The sequence below is a fragment of the Chromobacterium sp. CCUG 30098 genome, from assembly GCF_059916605.1.
Window position 1 is genome coordinate 1 of record NZ_JAUCGS010000001.1, and the last position, 23,864, is coordinate 23,864.

The window sequence follows — 23,864 nt, forward strand, 5'->3', positions numbered from 1 at the left end:
TCTTGCAGTGCAAGTGTTTGGTCATCGACCGAGCACTTACACCTATCGGTTATTCGTTCTGTTAAAGATCGGTGCAGGCCGCTGCGCTTCGTTTCCGCCGCTGCGTTGTCTGCTGAGGAGGTGAAATATACGTTACAGCCCTCGCTCCGTCAACACCTATTTTGAAAAAAGAGAGGATTTTTAAGATATCAACACCTAAGTTAATGATTTAAATGAATATCATCCATAAAGGATTTTACAAGAACTTTTGGGCAAGCCGGAAAACAAGGCTTCCCAGCTTGTTGTCGTCGGCAGATAAGCTGCGAAAGCGGGCAGATTTTCCCCGTTTTTTCCGAAAAACCCGCTTTCCGGCAAATTATTCGACGCAGACTTTATGCCTTAGTCATTAATTGTTAAGCTAAGCGCATCCCCACCGCCCAGGAGCCCTCCTCATGCAGCAAACCTTGCGTCAACGATTGGAGGGCCTGCCCGCGCCGTTTTACGCCTTGATGCTGAGCGACGTGCTGAGCGGGCTGGCGATGGGCGCCGGTTACGTCGCCATCAGCTGGTGGGTGGTGCAATCCGGCGGCGCGCGCGATATGGCGTGGTTCGGCTCGATCACCGCGCTGGTGATGTTGCTGTCGCTGCCGCTGACCGCGCCCTTGGGCGACCGCCTGCCCAAGAACCGGCTGATAGGCGGCGGCATGCTGTTGGCGATGTTGAGCGCCCTGCTGTTGGCGCTGATGGCGGCCATGGGCTGGTATCGCATCGGCTGGGTGATTGCGGTGGAGTCGCTGGCCATGCTGGCCTGGTCCATCGTGCTGCCGTCCATGCTGAGCATCGCCGCCGAGATGGTGCCGGCGGCCAGGCTGGGCGATGCGCTGTCCTTGCAGAAAAGCTCGCAGTCGGCGGGCAATCTGATCGGCCCGGTCTTGGGCGGCGGCCTGATGGCGGCGACCTCGCCCACCCTGACCCTGCTGGCCTATGCCTTCTTGCTGGTGGTGGCCGCCGCGGCCTCCTTATATGTGCGCGTGCCGCCGCGCGCGGCAGGCACCGTCCGCAGCCCCTGGCTGGAAGATATCCGCAGCGGCTTGTACGCGCGCTGGCGCATTCCGCTGGAACGCTATTGGACCTTGGCGGTATTCATCACCCTGGTGGCCTTCATGCCGCTGGTGACCACCCTGCTGCCGGTCAAGCTGCATGCGCTGGGCTTGTCCGCCGCCTGGCTGGGCGGTTGCGAGGCGGCGATCAGCGCCGGCATGCTGCTGGGTTCGCTATGGTTCACCCATGTGCTGCTGCGCCGCTTCAGCCGTTACCAGGCGCGCACCCTCGGCATGCTGGTCTGCGGCGTATTGATGCTGGTGGTGGCGCTCAGCGACAACCCTTGGCTGATCCTGGCCTGTTTCGCGGTGATGGGGCTGATGTTCGCGCTGAACCAGCTGATCGGCCAGACCCACCGCACGCTGGCGGTGCCGGAGAATTACCGCGCGCGCTTTTCCGCCATCAATGTGATGCTGGTGAAGATAGGCTCGATGCTGGGGCCGGCGCTGGCCGGAGCGCTGCTGCATGTGCTGCCGCTGGACCGGGTTTATCTGATATTCGCGTTGCTGCATTTGGCCACCGTGCTGCCCATGCTGCTGTTGCCGGGCTTGAAGGCTTTCCTGGAGCTGGACCACGAGGAGGTGAAGGATTGGTATTGGCGGCATCACCCGGAGGCGTTCCGCGATTTGGCGGCCGTGCCAGCCGCCGCCAAGCCGGCCTGTGAGACGCGCTGAGACGGATGCAAAAACGGCGGCCATCGGCCGCCGTTCGCGTTTCTATATATGGAGTGGATCAGAGCACGTAACGCGCCAGATCTTCGCGCTCGGCCACCTGCTCCAGCTTGCTGTCGACATAGGCGGCGTCGATCTCGCAGCGGCCGGCCTTGGCGTCGAACGCCACTTCTTCCAACAGCTTTTCCATCACGGTGTAGAGACGGCGCGCGCCGATGTTCTCGGTTTTCTCGTTGACCCGCCAGGCGATCTCGGCCAGGCGCTGGATGCCGGATTCGGCAAACTCCAGTTCCACGCCCTCGGTGGCCATCAACGCCTGGTACTGACGGGTCAGGCAGGCGTTGGTGCTGGTGAGGATGGCCTTGAAGTCGTCCACGGTCAGCGAGGAGAGTTCAACGCGGATGGGCAGACGGCCTTGCAGTTCCGGAATCAGGTCCGACGGCTTGGACAGCTGGAAGGCGCCGGAGGCGATGAACAGGATGTGGTCGGTCTTGACCATGCCGTACTTGGTGGACACGGTGGTGCCTTCCACCAGCGGCAGCAGGTCGCGCTGCACGCCGGCGCGCGACACGTCGGCGCCGCCCTGGCCTTCGCTGCGGCTGGTGACCTTGTCGATCTCGTCCAGGAACACGATGCCGTTCTGCTCGACGTTCTTCAGCGCTTCGGCGCGCAGTTCCTCGTCGTTGACCAGCTTGGCGGCTTCCTCGTCGATCAACTGCTTGCGCGCCTCCGTCACCTTCATCTTGGCCGTCTGTTTCTTGCCGGAGCCCATGCCCTGGAACATGCCTTGCAGCTGGCTGGCAAAATCTTCCATCCCCGGCGGGGCCATCACATTCATCTGCGCCGCCGGCGCGGCGATTTCGATTTCGATCTCTTTATCGTCCAGCGCGCCTTCGCGCAGCATCTTGCGGAATTTCTGGCGGGTGGCGCCGTCTTCCGGCTTGGCCTCCGCTTCCGGCTCGCCGCCGAAGAAACCGGCCTGCTGACGCGGGCGCGGCAGCAGCACGTCCAAGATGCGGTCTTCCGCCGCGTCTTCCGCGCGCGGGCGGTTGCGCTTGATGGCGGCGTCGCGGGTGTCCTTGATCGCCACTTCCACCAGGTCGCGGATGATGGTGTCCACATCACGGCCGACATAGCCCACCTCGGTGAACTTGGTGGCTTCTATCTTGATGAAGGGCGCGCCGGACAGCTTGGCCAGGCGGCGGGCGATCTCGGTCTTGCCCACGCCGGTGGGGCCTATCATCAGGATGTTCTTGGGGGTGATTTCGCTGCGCAGCGGCTCGGCCACCTGCTGGCGGCGCCAGCGGTTGCGCAAGGCCACCGCCACCGCGCGCTTGGCGGCGTTCTGGCCGATGATGTGTTGGTCCAGCTCGTGGACGATTTCCTGCGGGGTCATTTGCGTCATGACATTCTCCAGCCGGAAGCGGCGCTCCCGGCGATTTGATTCTTGAATCGGGCGGCTCAGTTGGCTGCCGGCTCTTTGCCTTCCGGCTCTTCGGCGTCGTCCAACAGCTCGATCACATGGTTGTGGTTGGTGTAGATGCAGATGTCGCCGGCGATCTCCAGCGACTTCTTCACCACCACTTCCGGCGCCAGATCGGTGTTTTCAAACAGCGCGCGCGCCGCGGACTGGGCGTAGGCGCCGCCGGAGCCGATGGCGGCGATGCCTTGCTCCGGTTCCAGCACGTCGCCGTTGCCGGTGATGATCAGGGTGCTGTTCTTGTCGGCGACGATCAGCATCGCCTCCAGCCGGCGCAGCATGCGGTCGGTGCGCCAGTCCTTGGCCAGTTCCACCGCCGACACCAGCAGATTGCCCTGATGTTTTTGCAGCTTGGCTTCAAAACGCTCGATCAGGGTGAAGGCGTCGGCGGTGCCGCCGGCAAAGCCCGCCAGCACCTTGCCGCCGTGCAGCTTGCGCACCTTGCGCGCCGAGGCCTTGATCACGATGTTGCCCAGGGTGACCTGGCCATCCCCGCCCAGCGCCACGCGATTGCCGCGGCGAATGGACACGATGGTGGTTCCGTCGAACTGTTGCATGTTTTGTATTCCAATAATGTCGCCACCGGCACTCCGCCGTGGCCAATGCTGCAAAATATGCAGGCAAAACCATGGATTGCAAGCGCCGGGCCGCTCCGGCGCGCCGGCGGACGCGAGGCTTGGCAAAATCCTTTTCCCGTCATTTATTTACCCACATCAATGACGTGAGGATATACGCGTTTTCCAGCTTGGATAATGAGAATAGTTTGTATTATCATCACCGTCATGAACCAGCGAATTCTTCAATACTCGGCGCTCTCCAGCACCGTGGGCCTGCATGCCCTGGTCTTCGTGCTGATGGGCGGCGCAGTGGCGATGCAGGCGCCGATCACGCTGCCGCGCGTCGCCAGCATGGAAATGATCAGCCTGGCCGCGCCCAGCAAGGCCGCCGCGCCGGCTGCACCCAAGCAGCAGCCCAAGCCCGAGAAAAAGCCGACGCCGCAGGTCAAGCCCACCCCGACGCCGAAGCCGACTCCGGTCAAACCCAAAGTAATGGCCACGCCCACGCCGGCCGCGCCCAGCGCCAAGGCCATCAGCGTGCCCACCGCCGCCCCCGCGGCGGAAAGCAAGCCCAGCGCGGCCACCAGCTCCGCCGAGGGCGGCAGCTCGCGCGGCCAGTCCGCCGACGCTAAACCCTCGATCACCGAGCCGATGTACCGGGGCGGCTATCTGAACAATCCCAAGCCGGCCTACCCGGCGCTGTCCATCGAGGAAGGCGAAACCGGCACCGTGCAGCTGCGGGTGCACGTATCCGCCCAAGGCCAGCCGCTGGACGTGGCGCTGGCCAACACCAGCGGCTTCCCGCGCTTGGACCGCGCCGCCCTGGCGGCGGTGAAGAAATGGACCTTCACCCCGGCCAAACGCGGCAATGAAGCTATCGCCTACACCTTTATCGTTCCCGTTGAATTTTCTTTGAAGTCTGGCCGATCATGAAATCCGCAGCGGCAATTCATCAGCATGGCTCCATGCTGGTGGCCACGACCATCGTCTTGGCCCTGATCAGTGGCACCATGGCAACAACTGCCCCCACCGTAGCCGAGCACACTCTTGATTCCGCTGCCGGGACGACGACAGCTACTCGCAAACCCTATTTCCGCGACCGACAGCTGAACAACCCAAAGCCCGTCTACCCGGCACAATCCATCGAGGAAGGCGAAACCGGCACCGTTCGACTACGGGTGCATGTATCCGCCCAGGGCCAGCCACGGAATGTGACGCTGGCCACCAGCAGCGGTTTCCCACGGCTGGACAACGCTGCGCTGGAAGCTGTCAAACGCTGGCGCTTCGTTCCTGCCCAACGCGGCGGCAAGCCCATTCCGTCCACTTTTCTCGTTCCCATTGAATTTTCTTTGAAGCCTGCAAAACCATGAATCTAATGACTGTATTCCAACAAGGGGACGCCGTGCTGGTCGCGGTGTTCATGATCCTGGTCCTGATGTCGGTGCTGACCTGGTACCTGATCCTGGTTCGCGGCGTCAGCACCTGGCATATCCGCCGCGCCAACAAGCAGGCCGAGGCCGCGCTGTGGGACGCCCCCAACTGGAAACAGGCGGAAACCCAGCTGCAGGATTCCCGCGCGCCCTTCGCCAACCTCACCCGCCAGGGCCTGGCCGCGCTGCGCCACTACCGCAGCCAGGCTGAGCGCCCGCTGGGCCAGAGCTGCGATCTGGACGAATTCCTGACCCGCGCCATCCGCAAGGGCCTGGCCCAGGAAAACGGCAAACAGGAAACCGGCATGACCGTGCTGGCCTCGGTGGGCTCCACCGCGCCCTTCATCGGCTTGTTCGGCACGGTATGGGGCATTTACCACGCGCTGGTGAACATCGGCGCGGCCGGCCAGGTCACCATCGCCGCGGTGGCCGGCCCCATCGGCGAGGCCCTGGTGGCCACCGCCGCCGGCCTGGCCGCCGCCATCCCCGCTGTGCTGGCCTACAACGCCCTGACCCGCATGCAGCGCATCATGGCTCAGGACATGGACTACTTCGCCCACGATCTGCACGCCCAGCTGCTGACTCAGTCCGGAGAGATCGATGGCCTTCGGTAGTTTCGACAAGGGCGGCTCCGCCCCAATGGCCGACATCAACACCACCCCGCTGGTGGATGTGATGTTGGTGCTGCTGGTGGTGTTCATCATCACCACCCCGCTGCTGACCAATACCGTCAAGTTGGATCTGCCGCAGGCCAGCGCCGCCGCGCAGCAGAGCCAGCCCAAGGAAATCCGCCTGGCCATAGACGCCGCCGGCGCGGTGTTCTGGAACGACGTCAAAGTGCCGGAAGGCGAGCTGGACGCCCGTTTCGCCGCCGCCGCCCGCGACAACCCGCAAGTGGAGCTGCACTTGTTCGCCGACAAGAGCGTGCGTTACGAAACCGTGGCCAAAACCCTGGCCAGCGCCCAACAAGGCGGCATCAGCAAGATCGGCTTCGCCACCGAAGCGCCGTAAAGACCGCCTGCGAGCAGGCCGGCGCCCGCCGGCCGCTCGTCTGTCAGCCCAGCATTGCCTGCCGACGAGCCCTACCCCCTTATCGACTCTGCGGCGCTATGACGCCGTTCACACAAAAAGCACACACATTCGCAAGCGCTAATATGCGAATATGGAACGCTTGACCCCATCCGGCGGCGCGGACGCCGGATGCGCGTTTTCTCCGCCCTCGCGCCGTATAATCATCACCGCAACATCACACTTTTCGATTCCACTATGCGTACACTCACTCTCGGGCTGGCCGCCGGCCTCTACAGCAGCTTCAGCGCCGCCGCGCTGCAACCGGTCAGCGAAGCGCCGCTGGCGGTCAAAACCGCCATCAGCTGCCAGCACAATAAAGACAACAGCCTGGACTGCGTCACCAGCAAGCAATTCACCATCCTGCACCCCTCCGGCCGCGAACAGCTGTCCCGCATCGACTTCACCTACCCGGCCGAAGACCGCCTGCGGGTGGAACAGGCCGAAGTGATCCAGCCCAACGGCAAAGTGATCAAACTGGGCAAATCCCAGATCGAAACCCGCGCCGCGCCCAATCCGGACGCTGGCGTCAGCCGCGACATGCAAACCTGGATGGCCTTCCCGGAATTGTCGGTGGGCAGCACCGTGTCCTACCGCATCAAGACCCACAGCGTGGCGCAGCCCTTGGTGCGCCAGCTGCGCTACCAACTGGACCTGGGCCCGCAAAAAGCGCGCGAAGACAGCTTCAACTTCGACATCCAGTCCACGCGCCCGCTGATCTGGCGCGGCATGATGCTGGACGATTACGCGGTGGACGCCAGCGCGGACCGCAAACGCGTCAAGGTCTCGCTGCGCCGGCCGCGCTACCTCAACTACATCAACGAGTGGAACAACAGCGCGCTGCGCGAATGGCCGCAGCTGGTGATCGCCACCTCGGACCAGCCGCAAGACCACTTCGGCGCTCACGCCCGCCGCTACAACGAAATCCTGGCCGCGCCGCTGCCGCCGGCCGCCGCCGCCGTGGTGGCCGCCAACCAAGGCAAGCCGGCCGCGGAGCAGGCGGCCGCCTTCATGCAGCACATCAACCGCAACTACCGCTACCTCAACGACACCCGTCTGGCGGAACGCGGCCTGGTGCCGTTCACGCTGGCGGAAATCGAAAAGCACGGCTACGGCGACTGCAAAGACCTCTCCACCCTGCTGACCGCCATGCTGCGCCGCTCCGGCGTCGCCGCCGAGCCGGCGCTGATCTACCGCGGCAAGTTCGCCCCGCCGCTGCTGCTGCCCGGCATCGGCGCGCCCAACCACATGATCGTCCGCGCCGACATCGCCGGCCAGACCTGGTGGCTGGACCCGACCAACCCCTTCTTCCAGCCCGGCCGCATCATGTCTGACCTGCAAGACCGCTGGGCCTTCATCATCGGCAAGGACGGCGTGGTCAGCCAGACCCAGGTGCCGATGGAGCCGGCGCGCACCGATCTGAACATCAAACGCGAAAACGCGCTGCAGGCCGACGGCAGCGCCGAGGTCCGCGCCGATATCGAACTGGGCAACTCCACGCTGATCGACACCATTCTGCAAGACCGTTACCAGGGCGTCAGCGCCACCGACCAAAGCCTGTGCAACCGGCTGAGCAATCAACCGGAAGGCTGCAAGGTCCAGCGCGACAAGACCTCCTTCATGGTGCCGTCCGTCTACCCGTTGCGCATGAGCGTGCGCGACCCGCGCATGCTGGAGAAGATCTCCGGCCTGTTTCTCTACGACTCCCACTTCAAGGGCGTGTGGGACAGCTTCGACAGCTACAAGCGCAACGGCAACCTGGCCGACGTCTACCTGGGCGACGCCAGCGCCATGCAGTCCGACGTGCTGCTCAAGGGCGCCAAGGCCATCCAGCCGGCCTTCGAGTGCAAGGTCAGCTCCCCCTGGTACGAGGTGAACGCCAAGCAGCAGCAAACCCCGGCCGGCATCCGCGTCCAGTACCGGATCAGCAATAAGGTGCGCTGGCTCAGCCACGCCGAGATCAACAGCCCGGAATTCGCCAAGCTGATAGACGATGCCCGCGCCTGCGTGTCCCAGATCCGCCAGATCGTCAAACTCTGAAAACCGCTTCCATGCCAGCCGCGCGCCCCAAGATATTGAACCGGCTCTGACGCCCTGCCCACCCGCGCCGCAAAGGATGCCGAAGGCATCCTTTTGTTTTTGTAAGAACTGGATTATTAAGAAGTAATTTAAGCAGCACCCTGTCAAGCATGGGCAGTACAAATAAATAAACGCTTGCCCCTACTGGGCCAGTGGCCGAAAATGAACATTTAGAGGTTATGCAATCGACAAATAAGAGAGAAACAGACCATGACGCACCCCGCCGCCGGCCCGGCCAGCAAGGAAATCCGGCTCGCTCCTCATGAACTGATCATCACCAAGACCGACCCCACCGGCCACATCACCTACGCCAACCGCGTGTTCATGCGCATCGCCGGCTACGCCGAGCACGAACTGCTGGGCAAACCGCATAATCTGATCCGCCATCCCGACATGCCGCGCGGCGCCTACCGGCTGATGTGGAAAACCCTGCAACAGGGCCAGGAGTTCTTCGCCGTGGTGAAAAACCACAGCAAAAACGGCGACTACTATTGGGTGCTGGCCAACGTCACCCCGGACTACGATCTGCGCGGCCAACTGCAAGGCTATTACTCCGTGCGCCGGCCGCCCAGCCAGGAAGCGATCAAGGCCATAGAACCCGTCTACGCCCAGATGCGCCAGATCGAAGCCAGCCACAACAAGGCCACCGCACCTGACGCCTCCGTGGCCTGGCTGCTGCAAGTGCTGGCGGAAAAAGGCGTCAGCTATCAGGACTTCATCCTGTCCCTCAACGCCCAGGTGCTGCAAGCGCCGGGAGTCGCCGCATGAACCACGACAAAAAACCGCCCTTCCTGCGCACCCAGCTGGGCTGGTGCATCATCAGCTTCAACCTGCTGGTCGCCTTCTCGCTGCTGGACGGCTTCCTGTTCCCGGAAATCGTCGGCCACATCGTGGACGCGCTGCTGCTGGCCGTCTCCATCGCCCTGTCCCTGCTGCTGTGGCGCCACAGCGGCCGCATCTTCGGCCTGCTCAACACCCTGCATGAACAACTGGGCTACGCCAGCTCCGGCGAACTGCACCACCGCGCCACCGGCACCCGCAACCTGGGCGAAGTGGGCAAGCTCGCCTGGCAGCTCAACGATTTCCTCGACCTGATCGAAACCTATTTCAAGGAAATCAACACCTGCTTCAAGGCCATCAGCGCCGGCGACTACAGCCGCCGCCCGCTGAGCCAGGGCCTGCCGGGCATCCTGGCCAGCTCGCTGGGCAGCGTCAACCACGCCATCCAGACCATGGCCGACAACGACGGCTACATCCGCCGCAACCGCCTGTCCTCGCAGCTGGCCGCACTGAACAACCCGCATCTGCGCAAGGATCTGGCCAGCAATCAGAGCGATCTGGAAGACATCAGCCAGGCCATGGCCGACGTGGCCGCCATCACCCAGGACACCGCGGACGGCGCGCGCGTCAGCCTGGAAACCGCCCAACACCTGTCCGGCCACCTGGACACCATCGCCGACAGCGTCAGCAGCATGGACACCGCCAGCACCGCGCTGGCCCAGGAATGGCAGGGCATAGAAACCTCGCTGGCCGACATCTCCGCCATCGCCGACCAAACCAATCTGCTGGCGCTGAACGCCGCCATTGAAGCCGCCCGCGCCGGCGAAACCGGCCGCGGCTTCGCCGTGGTGGCCGACGAAGTGCGCAAGCTGGCCGAACGCAGCAAGAGCACCGCCAACAATGTGCAGGACGTGCTGGAAAACCTGTCGCTGCGCATCGGCAATATGCAGACCCAGGCCAGCGCCGCCGGCAATGTGGCCAGCCAGGTCAAGGACTCGGTGGAAACCTTCCGCCAGCGCTTCAGCAGCCAGGTGGAGCAGTCGCAGCAGGTGATGGCGCAGGTGAACCGCGTGCACGACAAATCCCAGCTCAGCCTGCAAAAGGTGGGCCACGTGATCTTCAAGCAGACCGCCTATCACTCGATAGAGGAGGCCAAGCCGCTGGAGCAGGGCAGCGAGCTGCAAGGCTGGCTGCAACTGCAAGGCCAGCAGTCTTTTGGCCAGACCCGCTCCTGGAGCGAGCTGGCGGCCACCGAGCAGCAGGCCAGCCAGCACATCGGCGCCGCGCTGGCGGTGTTTGGCCAGGAAGGCCCGCTGGACGAGCAGGAGATCGTCGAGCGGATGCAGAAGCTGGAGCAGGACAGCGGCCGCATCCTGCGTTATCTGGACAAGCTGGGCGAGGAGAAGCACGGCCAGTAAGCCGCGCGACAGTGTCTGCCACATCGGCATGAGGCATTGGAACCTCGGCGGACATTCAAGCAAGCAGGAATCAAGCGGGGCCGCTTTGGGCTGCCCCGCTTTTTTGCGTGCGCCGGCTCGGCGGCAAACGGTGTCGGTGGGTATCGTCTAGCGGCTCCACCCACCCTACAAGACCATCCGCCGTAGGGTGGGTGGGACGCAGCGATACCCACGCGGAAACGCGATGGGATCAATGCTTGGGTCTCAATGGCGGGGTTTGGTGGGTATCGCCTCTCGGCTCCTCCCACCCTACAAGACCCTCCACCGTAGGGTGGGTGGAGCGCAGCGATACCCACCGCAAGACGTTTAGCGGTTTCGCAAGCGGATGCGGCGGAAGCGCGCTTCCAGGCTGAAACGCTGTCCCAGCGCCAGGTAGATCTGGTGTTGGCTATCGACATGGCGGTAGACCCGGACCCGGTCCGCGCCCAACAGCATCATGATTTCCAGGTAGTTGAAGAAACCCACCCACTGGCCGCGTCCGTCGCGGTCGTCAAAATCAATGTCGCGCGCCACGCGGCTGAGCAGGCCCTTGCCGACGTATTCCCGATTGTCCTTCAGCCATTGCAACAGGTGGGCCGCGCATTCGCGGCCGTAGGCGTTGTCGGTGGGGTAGTCCTTGCTGGGCACGGGCATTTGCCAGTAATGCGCATAGGTGCGGCCGGGGCAGAAGCGGACGAAGGGGAGCAGCGCTTCCTGCTGTTCCAGCGAGCGCAATTTGTAGCGACGACGACGGGGAAAGGTTTGAGCGTGATGCATGGTGTTTCTCCTGCTGTGACACAAGATAAACCACCTGCCGGGGAAGGCTGAGGTATTAGGCAGGCGCGGAGCAGGATTGGCGTACCGGAACAAACTAACCGGCGAGTGCAGGCACTCTCCCACAACGCACCTGCCAATCAGGTACAGCCATGGAGAGATGACGAATATATGCGCGGAGGCCTATATCCGAGTTTGTTAACGAGACGCCAATCCCGTGTGCCGCATGTGGGCGGCAACCTGAGGATTGTTGCCGAGGGCGGGTCTTGGGTCAAGGTGGGGTGGTTGCTTTGGCGAGGTGTATGGGTTTTGTATCCGCTGCGCGGATGATGATTTAGGGCTGGTTCCGCCCGGCGAACGGAAAGGGGAATTTGCTCGGCCAAATTCCCCTTTACCCCAAAGGCCGCCCTGCAAGCCTGGCCTACGGCTTCCCCCCGGTTCCCGTCAGGCCCGAGTCGCGGCTGAACTCTCTACGTGCGAATCTTTGATTCGCTCAGTGATGGCGCGCTAACGTCGCGCGGCTCGAACAGGCAGCCGCTTAAGACCTCGGGCCTGCCACCCGACGGCAGGCTTGAAGGGACTAGGGGCGTGTCGAGTACATGGCTTCTTCTTGATTTGCCCTAGATATCCACAGACAGGGTCAAACTGGATAGTTATCCACAAAAATAACCCACGAAGCTAAATCACTCTCTCTTTTCGAAAAAAGACCACCTCGTGTAGCGACCAAGTGTCCCCTCGGGGCGCGCCGGAGAAAAAGGGGTCTGCAAGGTTTTAAGCGGCTGCTTTGTTTGAGCGATTTGACGCTAGCAAATCGCGAGTTCAGCCGCGCCTTGCAGGCCCCTTTTTCTTCGGGGTTTCGCGTCCTGGGGGACGAGCGGGGATGGAAGGGGGCGGCGGCCCGCCCCCTCCCCGTCTTATTCCCTCGCGACGCTGCGCTTGCCTCGCTCGGTCAGCGCGGAAAGCGGCACCTAAATCAATATCCGCGCAGCGGATTCAAACTCCCCGCACCCGGCAGTGCTTCATATCAGAGGATGCAAAAAGGGCGAAAACCCCAACCGAGGTTTCCGCCCTGCAAGCACATCAGCATCCACAAACCCTTGGCGCTAGGACCCCGCCCCCTGCCGCGCCGGCTCCCCGGCCGCCTCCGCCTCGGCGGCCGCGCCGCCGGCCAAACGCCGCAAAGAAGCAAAAGCCCCGCACATCGCCAGGCTGGCCGCCGCGGCCGCCGCGCCGAACCAGCCCACCGCCGTCAACGGCGCCAAGGCCCGCGCCAGCGCGCCCAGACCCAAAGCGCCCAGACCGTCGCCCACCACATCCTGCGCGTTCCACAGGCTGTTCACCCGGCCCAGCAAATGATCCGGCGTATTGCCCTGCACCAAGGTGAACTGCAACAAGGACGCGATCGAACCGAAATAACCCAGCAAGGCCAAGGCCAGCAGGCCGTAAGCCAGATGATGGACCAGACCCAAGGAGGCGATGCTCAGCGACGAAGCCAGCACGCAGCTCAACATCACCGCGCCGGGGCGGCTCAAACCGCCCACCCAACCGCTGGTGAACGCGCCTATCATCGCGCCCAATGGCACCGCCGAATACATCAGGCCCACCTCGAAAGCGCCGCCGCCGTAACCGTCCTCTGCCAGCGAGGGATACAACACCCGCACCGCGCTGAGCAGGGTTTGCAGCGTGCCCACCGCCACCACCGCGCCCACCACCTTGTTCTGCCACAGGAACTGGAAACCCTCCAGCAAGGAACGCAGCGGGTGCGCCGGCTCCCCGCCCTGCGGCTTCAAGGACGGCAAACGCGTCAGCGGGATCAGGGTGGCCAGGGTGCCGACGCCGGCCAGCAGATAGTTCCAGTTGACCCCGACGGCGGCGATGATCAGGCCGCCCAGCAAGGGCGACAGCACGCCGCCGATGCGCATGGTCAGCATGCTCAGCGCGCCGGCGGCCGGCAGGTTTTCACGGCCGACCAGCACCGGGATGGACGCCATCAGCGAGGTGATGCCGATGCCGCTGAAAAAACCGTCCCAGGCCGACACCACGTAGAGCGCCAGCACCGAGGGGTTGGTCATGAAGCCGTTGAGCGCCAGCGCCAGAAAGCCCAGGCCGCACAGCGAGCGGCCCAGCAGGATCAGCCGGCGGCGGTCCATGCGGTCCGCCAGCACGCCGCCGCACATCAGGCCGGCGAACATGCCGACGCCGTCCAGCGCCATCGCCGCGCCCACTTGCAGCGTGGAGCCGGTGAGCTGATGGATTTGCACCGGCACCGCCACCATCAGGATGCCGAAGGCGAACACCGAGATCATGCGGGCGATGAAGATGGAGCGGAAATGCGGGTTGAGCCTGAGCAGGCTGAAATCAACGAAGATAGGCGACTTTTTCATGACAAAGTTTTATCTCGACAGGGGTGGAGGCCGCTTGGCATGCGCCGGCGCGCCCGGCGGACGGCGTGGTTTGCTTCCCGCGCGCGCCCGGCAAGATGGTGTTCCGTTATGGATGCCGCATGGTAACATCAGCAGTCTGTATTAGGAATCATTTGCATTTGATCATGTCAATCCGTCCCGCCTCGGCCCTGCTCGCGCCCACGGCGCCGCCAAGCCGCCGCCTGACTCTGTTGCTGTGCTGCCTGGCCGCGCTGGCGGCCATTGCCCTGTTAAGCCTGATGCTGGGCGCCAAATCGATTCCGGCCTCCGTCGTATGGCGCAGCCTGCTGCACGGCGGCGGCGATCCGGACAGCGTGATCGTGCTGCAAGGCCGCTTGCCCCGCACCCTGCTGGGCCTGCTGGCCGGCGCGGCGCTGGGCCTGTCCGGCGCGCTGATCCAGGCGCTGTCGCGCAATCCGCTGGCGGACCCCGGCGTGCTGGGCGTCAACGCCGGCGCCAGCTTCGCCATGGTGCTGGGCGTGGCGGCCTGGGGCGTGGACAGCCAGCTGGGCTATCTGGGCTGCGCCGCCGCCGGAGCGCTGGGCGCCACCTTGCTGGTGTACGCGGTGGGCGCGCGCGGGCGCCGCATGGACCCGCTGCGCTTCGTGCTGGCCGGCGTGGCCGTCAGCGCGGTGCTGATGGGCTTGTCCACCGCCATCACCCTGCTGGACCCGCTGGCCTTCAATCAGCTGCGCTACTGGAACGCCGGCACGCTGGACGTGCGCAGCATGACCCCGGTGGCGCTGGTGGCTCCGGTCATCGCCGCCGGCGGCCTGCTGGCGCTGCTGCTGGCGCGGCCCTTGAACACTTTGGGCATGGGCAGCGATCTGGCGGTGAGCCTGGGCGGCCGGCCGCTGCTGATCCAGGCCGGCGCGGTGCTGGCCATCACCCTGCTGTGCGGCGCCAGCACCGCCGTGGCCGGCCCCATCGCCTTCATCGGCCTGATGATTCCCCATCTGGCCCGCTGGCTGGGCGGCGCCGATCTGCGCTGGACCCTGCCCTTCACCTTGCTGCTGGCCCCCATTCTGCTGTTGAGCTCGGACATCGTCGGCCGCCTGCTGACGCCGGGCGAGCTGCGAGTCTCCATCGTCACCGCCTTCATCGGCGCGCCGGCCTTGATCTGGCTGGCGCGCCGCCACGCCGCGCCCGGAGGCCGCTCGTGAAGCCGGCGGTGTTGAGCTGGGGCAGCCCGGACGGCCGCTGCAACGGCCGGCTGGCGCTGGGCGGGCTGTGGACCTGTTTGCTGTTGGCCGCCGCCTGCGCGGCGCTGGCGGCGATGAGCTTGCGCGCCGGCGCCTTGCCCATGAGCCTGGAACAAGTGTGGCAGGCCTTGCAAGGCCAGGGCGGCCGGCTGGAGGTGGCGGTGGTGCAGCAATGGCGGCTGCCGCGGGTATTGATGGCCTTGGTGGTGGGCGCGGCGCTGGGCATGAGCGGCGCGATTTTCCAGTCCTTGATCCGCAACCCGCTGGGCAGCCCGGACGTGGTGGGCTTCAACACCGGCGCCTATACCGGCGCGCTGGTGGTGATCACCCTGTTCAACGGCGGCCATTTCCAGATCGCCGGCGGCGCGCTGGCCGGCGGCCTGCTGTCCGCCGGCCTGGTGTATCTGCTGGCCTGGCGGCAAAGCGCGCACGGCTTCCGCCTGATCATCGTCGGCATCGCCGTCAGCGCCATGCTGAGCGCGCTCAATCACTGGCTGCTGATCAACGCCAGCCTGGAGGCGGCGATGAGCGCGGCCACCTGGGGGGCGGGCACGCTCAACGGCATGACCTGGAACAAGGGCCTGCCCTCCGCGCTGTGCTGCCTGCTGGCGATGGCGGCGGCGCTGACGCTGCAGCAGCGCATGCGCCTGCTGGAGATGGGCGACGACTGCGCCAGCGCGCTGGGCGTGCCGGCGGAGCGCACCCGGCTGTGGCTGATGGGCCTGGGGGTGGCGCTGATCGCTTCCGCCACCGCCGCGGCCGGGCCGATTTCCTTCATCGCGCTGGCCGCGCCGCAAATCGCGCTGCGCCTGCGCCGCACCCAGGCCACCAGCCCGCTGACCGCGGCCTGGACCGGCGCGCTCTTGCTGCTGGCCGCGGATTACGGCGCCCAGCAGTTCTTCTATCCCCGTCAGCTGCCGGTGGGCGTCGTCACCATCTGCATTGGCGGCCTGTATCTGCTGTGGCTGTTGCTGCGTCAAACCGGAGCCCGAAAACCGTGACTTCCCTGAATTTGAAACTGGACGCCGCGCCGGCGGCCGGCGCGGACCTGCCGCGGCTGCGCGGCGAGCGCCTGCGGCTGGGCTACCGCCAGCGCACCATTTGCGAGCAGTTGGACGTGCGGATCCCCGACGGCTCCTTCAGCGTGATCATCGGCCCCAACGGCTGCGGCAAATCCACCTTGCTGCGCAGCCTGAGCCGGCTGTTGAAGCCGCTGTCCGGCCAGGTGTGCCTGGACGGCCGCGACATCCACAGTTTCCCGGCCAAGACGGTGGCGCGGCAGCTGGGCTTGCTGCCGCAAAGCGCGGTGGCGCCGGACGGCATCGCCGTGGCGGACCTGGTGGCGCGCGGGCGCTACCCGCATCAGAGCCTGTTGCGGCAATGGAGCCGGGAGGACGAGGAGGCGGTGAGCCTGGCGCTGGCGGCCACCGGCACCGACGCGCTGGCGGACCGGCTGGTGGACGAATTGTCCGGCGGCCAGCGCCAACGGGTGTGGGTGGCGATGGCGCTGGCGCAGCAAACGCCGCTGCTGCTGCTGGACGAGCCGACCACCTATCTGGACATCGCGCATCAGATTGAGCTGTTGGAGTTGTTCCGCCGCTTGAACCGCGACGGCGGCCGCACGCTGGTGGCGGTGCTGCACGACATCAACCACGCCTGTCGCTACGCCAGCCATCTGATCGCGATGCGCGACGGCCGCATCGTGGCCGAGGGCGCGCCGCGCGACATCGTCACCGCGGATTTGATCGAACAGGTGTTCGGCCTGCGCTGCCTGATCATCGACGATCCGGTCAGCCATACGCCGATGGTGATTCCGCGCGGGGCTTGAGAACCGGAGTTCAGCCCCCTCCCGCCGGCTCAACCTTCCGCCGGCTCCCGCCACAGCCAGGCCAGTCCGTCCAGCAGGCCGCCGCGCCAGCACAGCCAGTCGTGGCCGCCTTCGAACGCCTGGTAGCGCACGCAATGGCCGGCGCGCTCCAGCGCCGCGCGCTGGCTGGCGTTGACGTCCAGCATCACTTCTTCGCGGCTGCCCACTTCCTGATAAACCCGCAGCCGTCCCGGCGGCAGTTCGCCGGCCTCAAGTTGTTCCGTCAGCCGGCCGCGGCTGCCGGGCAGCCGTCGTTCGCTGACGGCGCGGGCGCGTTCGTGCAGTTCCACGTAAGGCCACCAGAAGGAGCCGGACTGGCTGAGCACGCAGCCGAAGCGCTCCGGCCAGCGCAGGCCGGCGAACATCGCCGCCAGGCCGCCGTAGCTCTGCCCCGCCACCGCCGTGCGTTCCGGCCGCGCGCTGAACGGCGCGACGCGCTCCGCCTGCGGCAGCAGTTCCTGTTGCAGCGCCAGCCAGAAATCGGCGTTGCAGGGCAGGTCCTGCTCCCGATGCCGGTTGTCGATAACGTCCACCAAGAGATAAACCGCCGGCGGCAGCCGGCCGCGCCGGGTGTCCGCGTCCAGCGCGGCGAACACCGGCATGCGCTCGGCCCAGTGCTGGCCGTCCAGCAAAATGGCCAGCGGCCGCTCGCCGCGCTCCTTGGCCGGCAGCGCGCCGGTTTGGTACAGCCAGACCCTGCGCGTCTTGCCCAGCCGCGCGCTGTCCCACTGGATCACGCTCAGCCGCGCCGGATCCGCGCCCTGGCGGCGCAGATCCCAGGCTTGCCAGGCATGCTGGTCCGGCGCCGTGTCCAGGTGCAGCGCGGACAAGGGCGCGCCCCAGCTGCTGACATAGCCGGCGCGGGGGTTGAGCGGGTCCGCCGCCGCCCGGCTCATGATGTCCAGCCACCATTGGCGGTGGCGCAGCCGGCTGGCGCGCGCGTCGGCGTCCGGCGCCGGCGGGGCCTGCTCGGCGGTGACCGGAATATAGGCGTAGCTGCCGCGCCAGTTGGCCGGCAGCTCGGTCTGCCACCACCAGACGTCGGTGTCGCCCAGCCGCGCCAGCGACTGCGGCTGGGCGCGATGGTGATCGGTGACGGAATTGACGTCCACGTAGACGCGGGCCAGCGGAGAACGGGCGGCGGGTCCGTTGGGGTCCCGCCAGAGGAAGGTCACGCATACGCTGCCGTCCGGCAGGCGTTCGGTGAGCGGCGCGCCCACGGTGGCCAGACGCTCCCACCAGGCCGGCTGGCCCGCCTCAGGGTGTTGCAAGCAAGCCGCACTGCGCGCAGCGTGTTGATTCCACGCCGTTTCTTCCATTGTCTGCATCTTGTTTCCTGGCGTTTTCCGCGGTGCTTGAGCAAGAATGTTCGCACCTTATTTGCATAATGCGAATGAGAAATACTATCATTTGCCCCTGGTGATCGCAACGACCCGCAAGGGCCGTCCGCGCTCCTCGTTCCCCTCGCCGCAATAGCCAACGATTCCTCGCCAGCCAGACGACGCCGCCGAACTTCAGAAGCGCGCCGATCTCAAGTCACGCACAAAAAAAACAGGAATCGCAGCACGATGGAACACAATCTGAAACGCCTTCCCCTTGCCCTGTCCGCCCGGCTGGCGCTGGCCGGCATCGGCGGCCTGACGCTCTCGCACACGGCGCTGGCGGCGCCCGACGCTCAGGACCAGCAAACCGCGCTGCCCACGGTCACCGTCACCAGTGAAAAGCTCAAACGCTCGCTGAAGGACACCAGCACCGCGGTGACGGTGATCCGCGACATGGATCACGGCGGCGACAAATCGGTGTACGACAGCGTGGCCGCCACGCCCAACGCCAGCAGCAACGGCGCCGGCATCGTCAATATCCGCGGCGTGGAAGGCACCGGCCCCGGCACCGGCTACAACACCCTGGTTTCCGGCTCCCGCCCGCGGGTCAGCACCACGGTGGACGGCATGCCGGAAAGCTGGAACGGCCAGCGTTACGTGGATGCCAGCCCCTGGGACGTGGAACAGATAGAAGTGCTGCGCGGCCCGCAGTCCACCACTCAGGGCCGCAATACGCTGGCCGGCGCCGTGGTGATCAACACCAAGGACCCCAGCTTCGATTGGGAGGGCGCGCTGCGCGCCGGCTACGAAAACAAGAACGGCAAGGCCACGCTGGCCGGCATGGTGTCCGGGCCGATCACCGAGGAGCTGGCCTTCCGCATCGCCGCCGAAGGCCTGAACGGCCACAGCTACGTCAATTATCCGGGCGGCAACACGCCGTGGGACCCGTCCGACCTCAAGCACAGCAGCGCGCGCGGCAAACTGCTGTGGAAGCCCCACGCCCTGCCCGGCTTCAGCGCCAAGCTGACGGTGTCGCACCGCAAGAACAAGGGCGAATACCTGAACTATGTGGACGGCAATTACTTCGATTACCAATACCACCGCCTGTCCACCGAAGCGCGTTATCAGGATTCCTTCAACAACACCGTCAGCACCGATCTGCAATACCAGTTCAACGACGCCTGGAGCGCCCAGTTGCTGCTGGGCCACGCCGACAACGTCAGCGCCTTCGTGGACAGCAGCGATTTCCGCATGCGGCTGGATGAGAAGAGCAATACCGCCGAGGCGCGGCTGAGCTATGCGCCGCAAAACGGCGCGCTCAGCGGCGTGGTGGGCGCGTATTACTACGATAGGGATCAGGACATGAACGCGGCGCCGCGCGTGGCGGCCAAGGACAAGCTGAAAACCCTGGCCGTCTACGGCGAGGCCACGCTGGCGCTGAACGAACGCTGGAGCCTCAATCTGGGCAGCCGCGTGGAGCGGGAGACGCAGCGCCGCAACACCACGCTGCAGCCGGGCATGCCCAAGCAGGCCCGCGCCGACTTCGATATCGGCGAAACGCTGTTCCTGCCCAAGGCCGGCCTCAGCTACAAATACAGCCCGGACACCACGCTGGGCTTCTCGGTGCGCAAAGGCTACAACGCCGGCGGCTCCGGCCTGGACAACAACAACGAGTACTACACCTACAACAAGGAAGAAGTCACCGCTTACGAGGCCAGCAGCCGCTCCAGCTTCCTGGAGCAGCGTCTCAGCCTCAACGTCAACGCCTTCTTCAACCAGTACACCGGCTACCAGGCCATCCTGGGCTCGCGCTTCACCAATATTCCCAAGGGCGAAAGCTACGGCCTGGAGCTGGAAACCAAGGCGCGGGCCACGCCGCGGCTGATGCTGAGCGCCGGCCTGGGTCTGCTGAACACCAAGGTGACTCAGAGCGACGCCGCCAACCCCGGCATCCAGGGCAATCAATTCAACTACGCGCCCCATCTGACGGTGAACCTGGGCTTCAAACAGCGGCTGGATCACGGCCTGTTCGTCGGCGGCAGCCTGAACCGCGTGGGGTCTTACTACTCCGACATCAACAATGAACGCAGCCGCACCGCCGGCGACTACACCGTGGCCAACCTCAACGCCGGCTACGAAAGCGCCGCCTGGACGGTGCGCGGCTACATCAACAATCTGGGCAACCAGGGCGTGCTGTACGCGCAGCTGCCGGCGCGCGGCAACAATCTGGGCGTGGTCGGCGCGCCGCGCACCGTCGGCCTGACCCTGGATTACCGCTTCTACTGATTCCCTCTTGATAGCCCTTTGGCCCGTCGGCTCGCGCCGCGGGCTTTTTTTTGCCTGGCGCTCAGGCCATGCGGCGCCCCAGATCGCGCAGCACCTCGCGCGCCGCGTTGTGGCCGGGCGCGCCGGTGACGCCGCCGCCGGGGTGAGCGCCGGCGCCGCAGGTGTACAGGCCGGGAATGGGGCCGCGGTAATCGGCGTGACCCAGCATGGGCCGCGCCGAGAACAGCTGATCCAGGCCCAGCGCGCCGTGGAAAATGTCGCCGCCCACCAGGCCGAAGGTGCGCTCCAGATCCAGCGGGCTCATGATCTGCCGCCCCAGCACCGCGCCCTTGAAATTGGGCGCGTAGCGGGCGACGGTGTCTATCATCAGGTCCGCCACTTCTTCGCGGTGATCGTCCCAGCTGGCGCCGTCCGGCAATTGCGGCGCCACGTGCTGGCAAAACAGGCTGGCCACGTGTTGGCCCGGCGGCGCCAAGGACGGGTCCAGCGTGGACGGGATCAGCACTTCCACAATGGGCCGGCCGGACCAGCCGCGTTCGCGCGCGTCGTGATAAGCGCGCTCCATATAGGCCAGGCTGGGCGCGATGATGATGCCGCTGCCATGGTGCTCCGCCTGCGCCTTGCCCGGCAGACAGCTGAAATCCGGCAGCTCGGACAGGGCCACGTTCATGCGGAAGGTGCCGGAGCCGCAGCGCCAGCTCTGCATCCTACGCAGGAAATCCGCCGGCAGCGCCGCCGGGTCCAGCAGCTGGGTGTAGAGCAGCCGCGGATTGAGATTGGACACCACCACGCGCGCGTCCAGCCGCTCGCCGCGGTCCGTCACCACGCCCACCGCCCGGCCCTTGTCCAGCAACACTTCGCGCACCGCGCTGTCGGTGCGGATCTCCGCGCCGCGCTCGCGCGCCGAGCGGGCCATGGCCTGGGTGATGGCGCCCATGCCGCCCAGCGCGTGGCCCCACGCGCCTTTGCGGCCGTTGACCTCGCCGAACACATGGTGCAGCAGGACATAGGCCGAACCCGGCGCGTACGGGCTGGCGTAGTTGCCCACCACGCTGTCGAAGCCGTAAACCGCCTTGATCGGATCGCTGTCGAACCAGCCGTCCAGATAATCGCCGGCGGACTTGGTGAACAAGTCCAGCAATTCGCGTTGCTGCGCCAGTTCCAGCTTGCCCAGCCGCCGCCCCAGCCGGCCGGCCTTGAGCAGCTCCGGCAAGGCGTTCAGCCAGCCGCCCGCCACCGCATTGGGCGGCGTTTGCAGCACCAGCTCGCGCAGCAGCTCGGCGGCGGCGTCCAGATGCCGCGCGTAATCGTCCAGCCGCTCGGCGTCGCGGCGCGAAAAACGCGCCACTTCGGCCGCGGTGCGGCCCGGCCCCACTTTCAGATAGCCCCCGTCGTCCAGCGGCAGGAAGTTGGACAAGGGCCGCTCCACCACCTTCAGGCCGTGACGCGCCAGCTCCATGTCGCGGCTCACCTTGGGATTGAGCAGCGACACCGTGTAGGCGGCCACCGAGTTGCGGAAGCCGGGATGGAATTCCTCGGTCACCGCCGCGCCGCCCACCACGCCGCGCCGTTCCAGCACCGTCACCTTCAGCCCGGCCCGCGCCAGGTAATGGGCGCACACCAGGCCGTTGTGGCCGCCGCCCACAATGATCGCATCCCGCATCGCTTCGCTCCTCGTCTCAGGGGAAGCCTCATTCTCGAATCAAGTTCGGCAAATTGCAGCGCGCATAGCGACGAACTGTCGGATATTATTGATCGGATTGACGAAAAGTCCGGCATAGCGCCAAATCGCCCACCCCGCACGGAGCCGCCATGGACGCCACCGATCAGCAATTGCTCACGCTGCTGCGCGAAAACGCCCGCGCGCCCACCGCGGAGCTGGCGCGCCGGCTGGGCCTGTCCCGCACCACGGTGCAAAGCCGCATCGAAAGACTGGAGCGCGGCGGCGTGATCCTGGGCTACAGCGTGCGCACCAGCGCCGCTCACGACGCCGCCCAAGTGCGCGCGCTGGTGATGATCGCCGCCGAGCCGCGGCTAAGCCCGTCGATTGAAAGCGCCTTGCGCCGGCTGCCCCAGGTCCGCACCCTGCACTCGGTCAGCGGCGTCCACGACTTCATCGCCGGCGTGGAGGCCGCCGGCGTGGCCGAGCTGGACGGGCTGATCGACCGCATCGGCGCGCTGGACGGCGTGGAGCGCACCAGCACCGCCATCCTGATGACCACGCGGATAGACCGCTGAACCCGCCGGCCCGCGCGCCAGCGCGGTCAAGGCCTGAAACGGCCGCGACATCGCCGCTCTCAAGCCTGCGCCCTCTCCTCTGCAGGCCGCCAGCCCCCACACCAGCAAGACGCACAGCAGGCGCGCGCGCCGGCCGCGGCCCAAGGTCTTAAACACGGGCCGGCGCCGGCCATGCGGCCGCCCGCCCAGGCGGGGGCTCCGGCGCGCCGCTCGCTTGATTTGCATCGCTCATCGTCCAGGCTCTTTCTTTGCACCGGCGCCTAAACGCGCCGGGCAGGGTTTGAGACAGCGCGCGAGGGCGGTCCGCCTCCGCGCAAAAGACGATGACTGTATTACATAAACTAATTATTGTTAAACGATAATAATTTGTCGTTCCATATGTATCTGCTACGCAACACGCCTCCAAACAATCCAAAAGCCGCGCCCAGCCAGGCTTGAGGGCTCACCGCGCGCCGCACGGCGGCGGGCCCAAGCCGTGTGCTTGCCGCAACAGCATGCAAATCAAACTTGCACAGCAAAAAATGATCGTTTTACAATAAAAAATAATTGTTTTGCGATACTTTCATAATTCCGGCCTCATTGTCTTTCCAACCCGTCACAAGGAACCCTCATGAACTCCACGCGATTGAGCCGCTATTGCGCCGCCATGGCCTACATCACCGTCTTGGGCATTGGCGCCATGCTGCTGCTGGACATCCTGTTCTGGCTCTTTCCCAAGTCCATCATCGACGCCGGCTTGACCGTCACGGTTGACACCGTCAGAGGGTTTTACGGCTCAAGCGAGTTCGATCTCCCTAGCTTGCCGCTGTGGCAACGCGCCGGCGGCGCGGTCCTGTCCTGCATCCCGCTGCTGATCCTGGCCCAAGGCCTGTATGCCTTGCACCGCTTGTTCAAGCTCTATGCGCGCAGGGAATACTTTACGGAACGCTCCGCGTCCTTATTATCCAAGGTGGGCTCCAGCGTGGCGCTCTGGGTGCTGGCGGACCTCGTCTCCCAACCGATGATCAGCGCCTGGCTGACCATGATGCGGCCGGAGGGACAGCGGCTGATCGCCGTCAGCTTCCACACCGAAAACCTGGAAAGCCTGTTCATTGCCGCGGTGGTCATGATCATTGCGCGCATTCAGCGAGAAGGCATTGCGCTGGCGTGCGAAAATAAGCAATTCATCTGA

20 protein-coding genes are annotated in these 23,864 nt (G+C 65.4%); 14 read left to right on the forward strand and 6 right to left on the reverse strand.

The features are described from left to right. Nucleotides 1-431 precede the first annotated feature (431 nt). Nucleotides 432-1,754, forward strand: a complete 1,323-nt coding sequence (locus QUG03_RS00005; RefSeq protein ID WP_500819092.1) for an MFS transporter — start codon at nucleotides 432-434, stop codon at nucleotides 1,752-1,754. 58 nt (nucleotides 1,755-1,812) lie between these two features. On the opposite strand, the gene hslU is transcribed toward QUG03_RS00005, so the two are convergent. Both hslU and hslV read right to left on the reverse strand, forming a co-directional pair. After that, entirely contained in the window at nucleotides 1,813-3,156 is a 1,344-nt protein-coding gene (gene hslU / locus QUG03_RS00010; RefSeq protein WP_107801420.1) for an ATP-dependent protease ATPase subunit HslU, read from the reverse strand. Nucleotides 3,157-3,212: 56 nt separating this feature from the next. Next, entirely contained in the window at nucleotides 3,213-3,788 is a 576-nt protein-coding gene (gene hslV / locus QUG03_RS00015; RefSeq protein WP_107801419.1) for an ATP-dependent protease subunit HslV, read from the reverse strand. 225 nt (nucleotides 3,789-4,013) lie between these two features. On the opposite strand from hslV, the gene QUG03_RS00020 reads away from it, so the two are divergent. From QUG03_RS00020 to QUG03_RS00050, 7 genes are all read left to right on the forward strand, one after another. Further along, nucleotides 4,014-4,721 carry an energy transducer TonB gene (locus QUG03_RS00020; RefSeq protein ID WP_500819093.1) on the forward strand — a complete coding sequence of 236 codons (708 nt, stop codon included), beginning with the start codon at nucleotides 4,014-4,016 and terminating at the stop codon, nucleotides 4,719-4,721. Next, a complete protein-coding gene (locus tag QUG03_RS00025; protein ID WP_500819094.1) occupies nucleotides 4,718-5,158 on the forward strand; it encodes an energy transducer TonB in 441 nt (146 codons plus the stop codon). The genes QUG03_RS00020 and QUG03_RS00025 overlap by 4 nt, the downstream gene beginning before the upstream one ends. Next, entirely contained in the window at nucleotides 5,155-5,832 is a 678-nt protein-coding gene (locus tag QUG03_RS00030) for a MotA/TolQ/ExbB proton channel family protein (RefSeq protein WP_107801417.1), read from the forward strand. The genes QUG03_RS00025 and QUG03_RS00030 overlap by 4 nt, the downstream gene beginning before the upstream one ends. Beyond that, on the forward strand, nucleotides 5,819-6,229 hold the full coding sequence (locus tag QUG03_RS00035) for an ExbD/TolR family protein (protein WP_048415369.1): 411 nt from the start codon (nucleotides 5,819-5,821) through the stop codon (nucleotides 6,227-6,229). The genes QUG03_RS00030 and QUG03_RS00035 overlap by 14 nt, the downstream gene beginning before the upstream one ends. A gap of 255 nt (nucleotides 6,230-6,484) precedes the next feature. Further along, nucleotides 6,485-8,326 carry a DUF3857 domain-containing transglutaminase family protein gene (locus QUG03_RS00040; RefSeq protein ID WP_500819095.1) on the forward strand — a complete coding sequence of 614 codons (1,842 nt, stop codon included), beginning with the start codon at nucleotides 6,485-6,487 and terminating at the stop codon, nucleotides 8,324-8,326. A 249-nt stretch (nucleotides 8,327-8,575) separates the two neighbouring features. Further along, complete coding sequence (locus tag QUG03_RS00045) at nucleotides 8,576-9,133, forward strand: PAS domain-containing protein (RefSeq protein ID WP_107801413.1); 558 nt, start codon at nucleotides 8,576-8,578, stop codon at nucleotides 9,131-9,133. Further along, entirely contained in the window at nucleotides 9,130-10,563 is a 1,434-nt protein-coding gene (locus QUG03_RS00050) for a methyl-accepting chemotaxis protein (protein WP_107801412.1), read from the forward strand. Before QUG03_RS00045 ends, QUG03_RS00050 begins: the two co-directional genes overlap by 4 nt. A 345-nt stretch (nucleotides 10,564-10,908) precedes the next feature. On the opposite strand, the gene QUG03_RS00055 is transcribed toward QUG03_RS00050, so the two are convergent. Both QUG03_RS00055 and entS read right to left on the reverse strand, forming a co-directional pair. Beyond that, nucleotides 10,909-11,358, reverse strand: coding sequence for a hypothetical protein (locus QUG03_RS00055; RefSeq protein ID WP_500819096.1), 450 nt, complete (start codon nucleotides 11,356-11,358; stop codon nucleotides 10,909-10,911). A 1,100-nt stretch (nucleotides 11,359-12,458) separates the two neighbouring features. Then, nucleotides 12,459-13,739, reverse strand: a complete 1,281-nt coding sequence (gene entS / locus QUG03_RS00060) for an enterobactin transporter EntS (RefSeq protein ID WP_500819097.1) — start codon at nucleotides 13,737-13,739, stop codon at nucleotides 12,459-12,461. A gap of 164 nt (nucleotides 13,740-13,903) precedes the next feature. Between entS and fepD the strand changes: the two genes are divergently transcribed. From fepD to QUG03_RS00075, 3 genes are read left to right on the forward strand one after another with little or no spacing between them, the layout of a single operon-like run. Next, nucleotides 13,904-14,941 (forward strand): Fe(3+)-siderophore ABC transporter permease, encoded by a 1,038-nt coding sequence (gene fepD, locus QUG03_RS00065; RefSeq protein WP_107802099.1) that lies wholly within the window; start codon nucleotides 13,904-13,906, stop codon nucleotides 14,939-14,941. Then, nucleotides 14,938-15,981, forward strand: coding sequence for an iron-enterobactin ABC transporter permease (gene fepG, locus QUG03_RS00070; protein ID WP_500819098.1), 1,044 nt, complete (start codon nucleotides 14,938-14,940; stop codon nucleotides 15,979-15,981). Before fepD ends, fepG begins: the two co-directional genes overlap by 4 nt. Next, nucleotides 15,978-16,808 carry an ABC transporter ATP-binding protein gene (locus tag QUG03_RS00075; RefSeq protein ID WP_227106000.1) on the forward strand — a complete coding sequence of 277 codons (831 nt, stop codon included), beginning with the start codon at nucleotides 15,978-15,980 and terminating at the stop codon, nucleotides 16,806-16,808. The genes fepG and QUG03_RS00075 overlap by 4 nt, the downstream gene beginning before the upstream one ends. Nucleotides 16,809-16,837: 29 nt before the next feature. On the opposite strand, the gene fes is transcribed toward QUG03_RS00075, so the two are convergent. Next, nucleotides 16,838-18,175: an enterochelin esterase gene (gene fes / locus QUG03_RS00080; protein ID WP_500819099.1), complete on the reverse strand. Its 1,338-nt coding sequence runs from the start codon at nucleotides 18,173-18,175 to the stop codon at nucleotides 16,838-16,840. A 240-nt stretch (nucleotides 18,176-18,415) separates the two neighbouring features. Here fes and QUG03_RS00085 point away from each other — a divergent pair, with 240 nt between their 5' ends. Continuing rightward, on the forward strand, nucleotides 18,416-20,455 hold the full coding sequence (locus QUG03_RS00085; RefSeq protein WP_500819100.1) for a TonB-dependent receptor: 2,040 nt from the start codon (nucleotides 18,416-18,418) through the stop codon (nucleotides 20,453-20,455). A 61-nt stretch (nucleotides 20,456-20,516) separates the two neighbouring features. Here the strand turns inward: QUG03_RS00085 and QUG03_RS00090 are convergent, their stop codons facing one another. Next, nucleotides 20,517-22,118, reverse strand: coding sequence for a phytoene desaturase family protein (locus tag QUG03_RS00090; protein ID WP_500819101.1), 1,602 nt, complete (start codon nucleotides 22,116-22,118; stop codon nucleotides 20,517-20,519). A 149-nt stretch (nucleotides 22,119-22,267) separates the two neighbouring features. Here QUG03_RS00090 and QUG03_RS00095 point away from each other — a divergent pair, with 149 nt between their 5' ends. Together QUG03_RS00095 and QUG03_RS00100 are read left to right on the forward strand one after the other, a co-directional pair. After that, nucleotides 22,268-22,693, forward strand: coding sequence for an Lrp/AsnC family transcriptional regulator (locus QUG03_RS00095; protein WP_500819102.1), 426 nt, complete (start codon nucleotides 22,268-22,270; stop codon nucleotides 22,691-22,693). 610 nt (nucleotides 22,694-23,303) lie between these two features. Continuing rightward, nucleotides 23,304-23,864: a DUF2975 domain-containing protein gene (locus tag QUG03_RS00100; protein ID WP_048415378.1), complete on the forward strand. Its 561-nt coding sequence runs from the start codon at nucleotides 23,304-23,306 to the stop codon at nucleotides 23,862-23,864.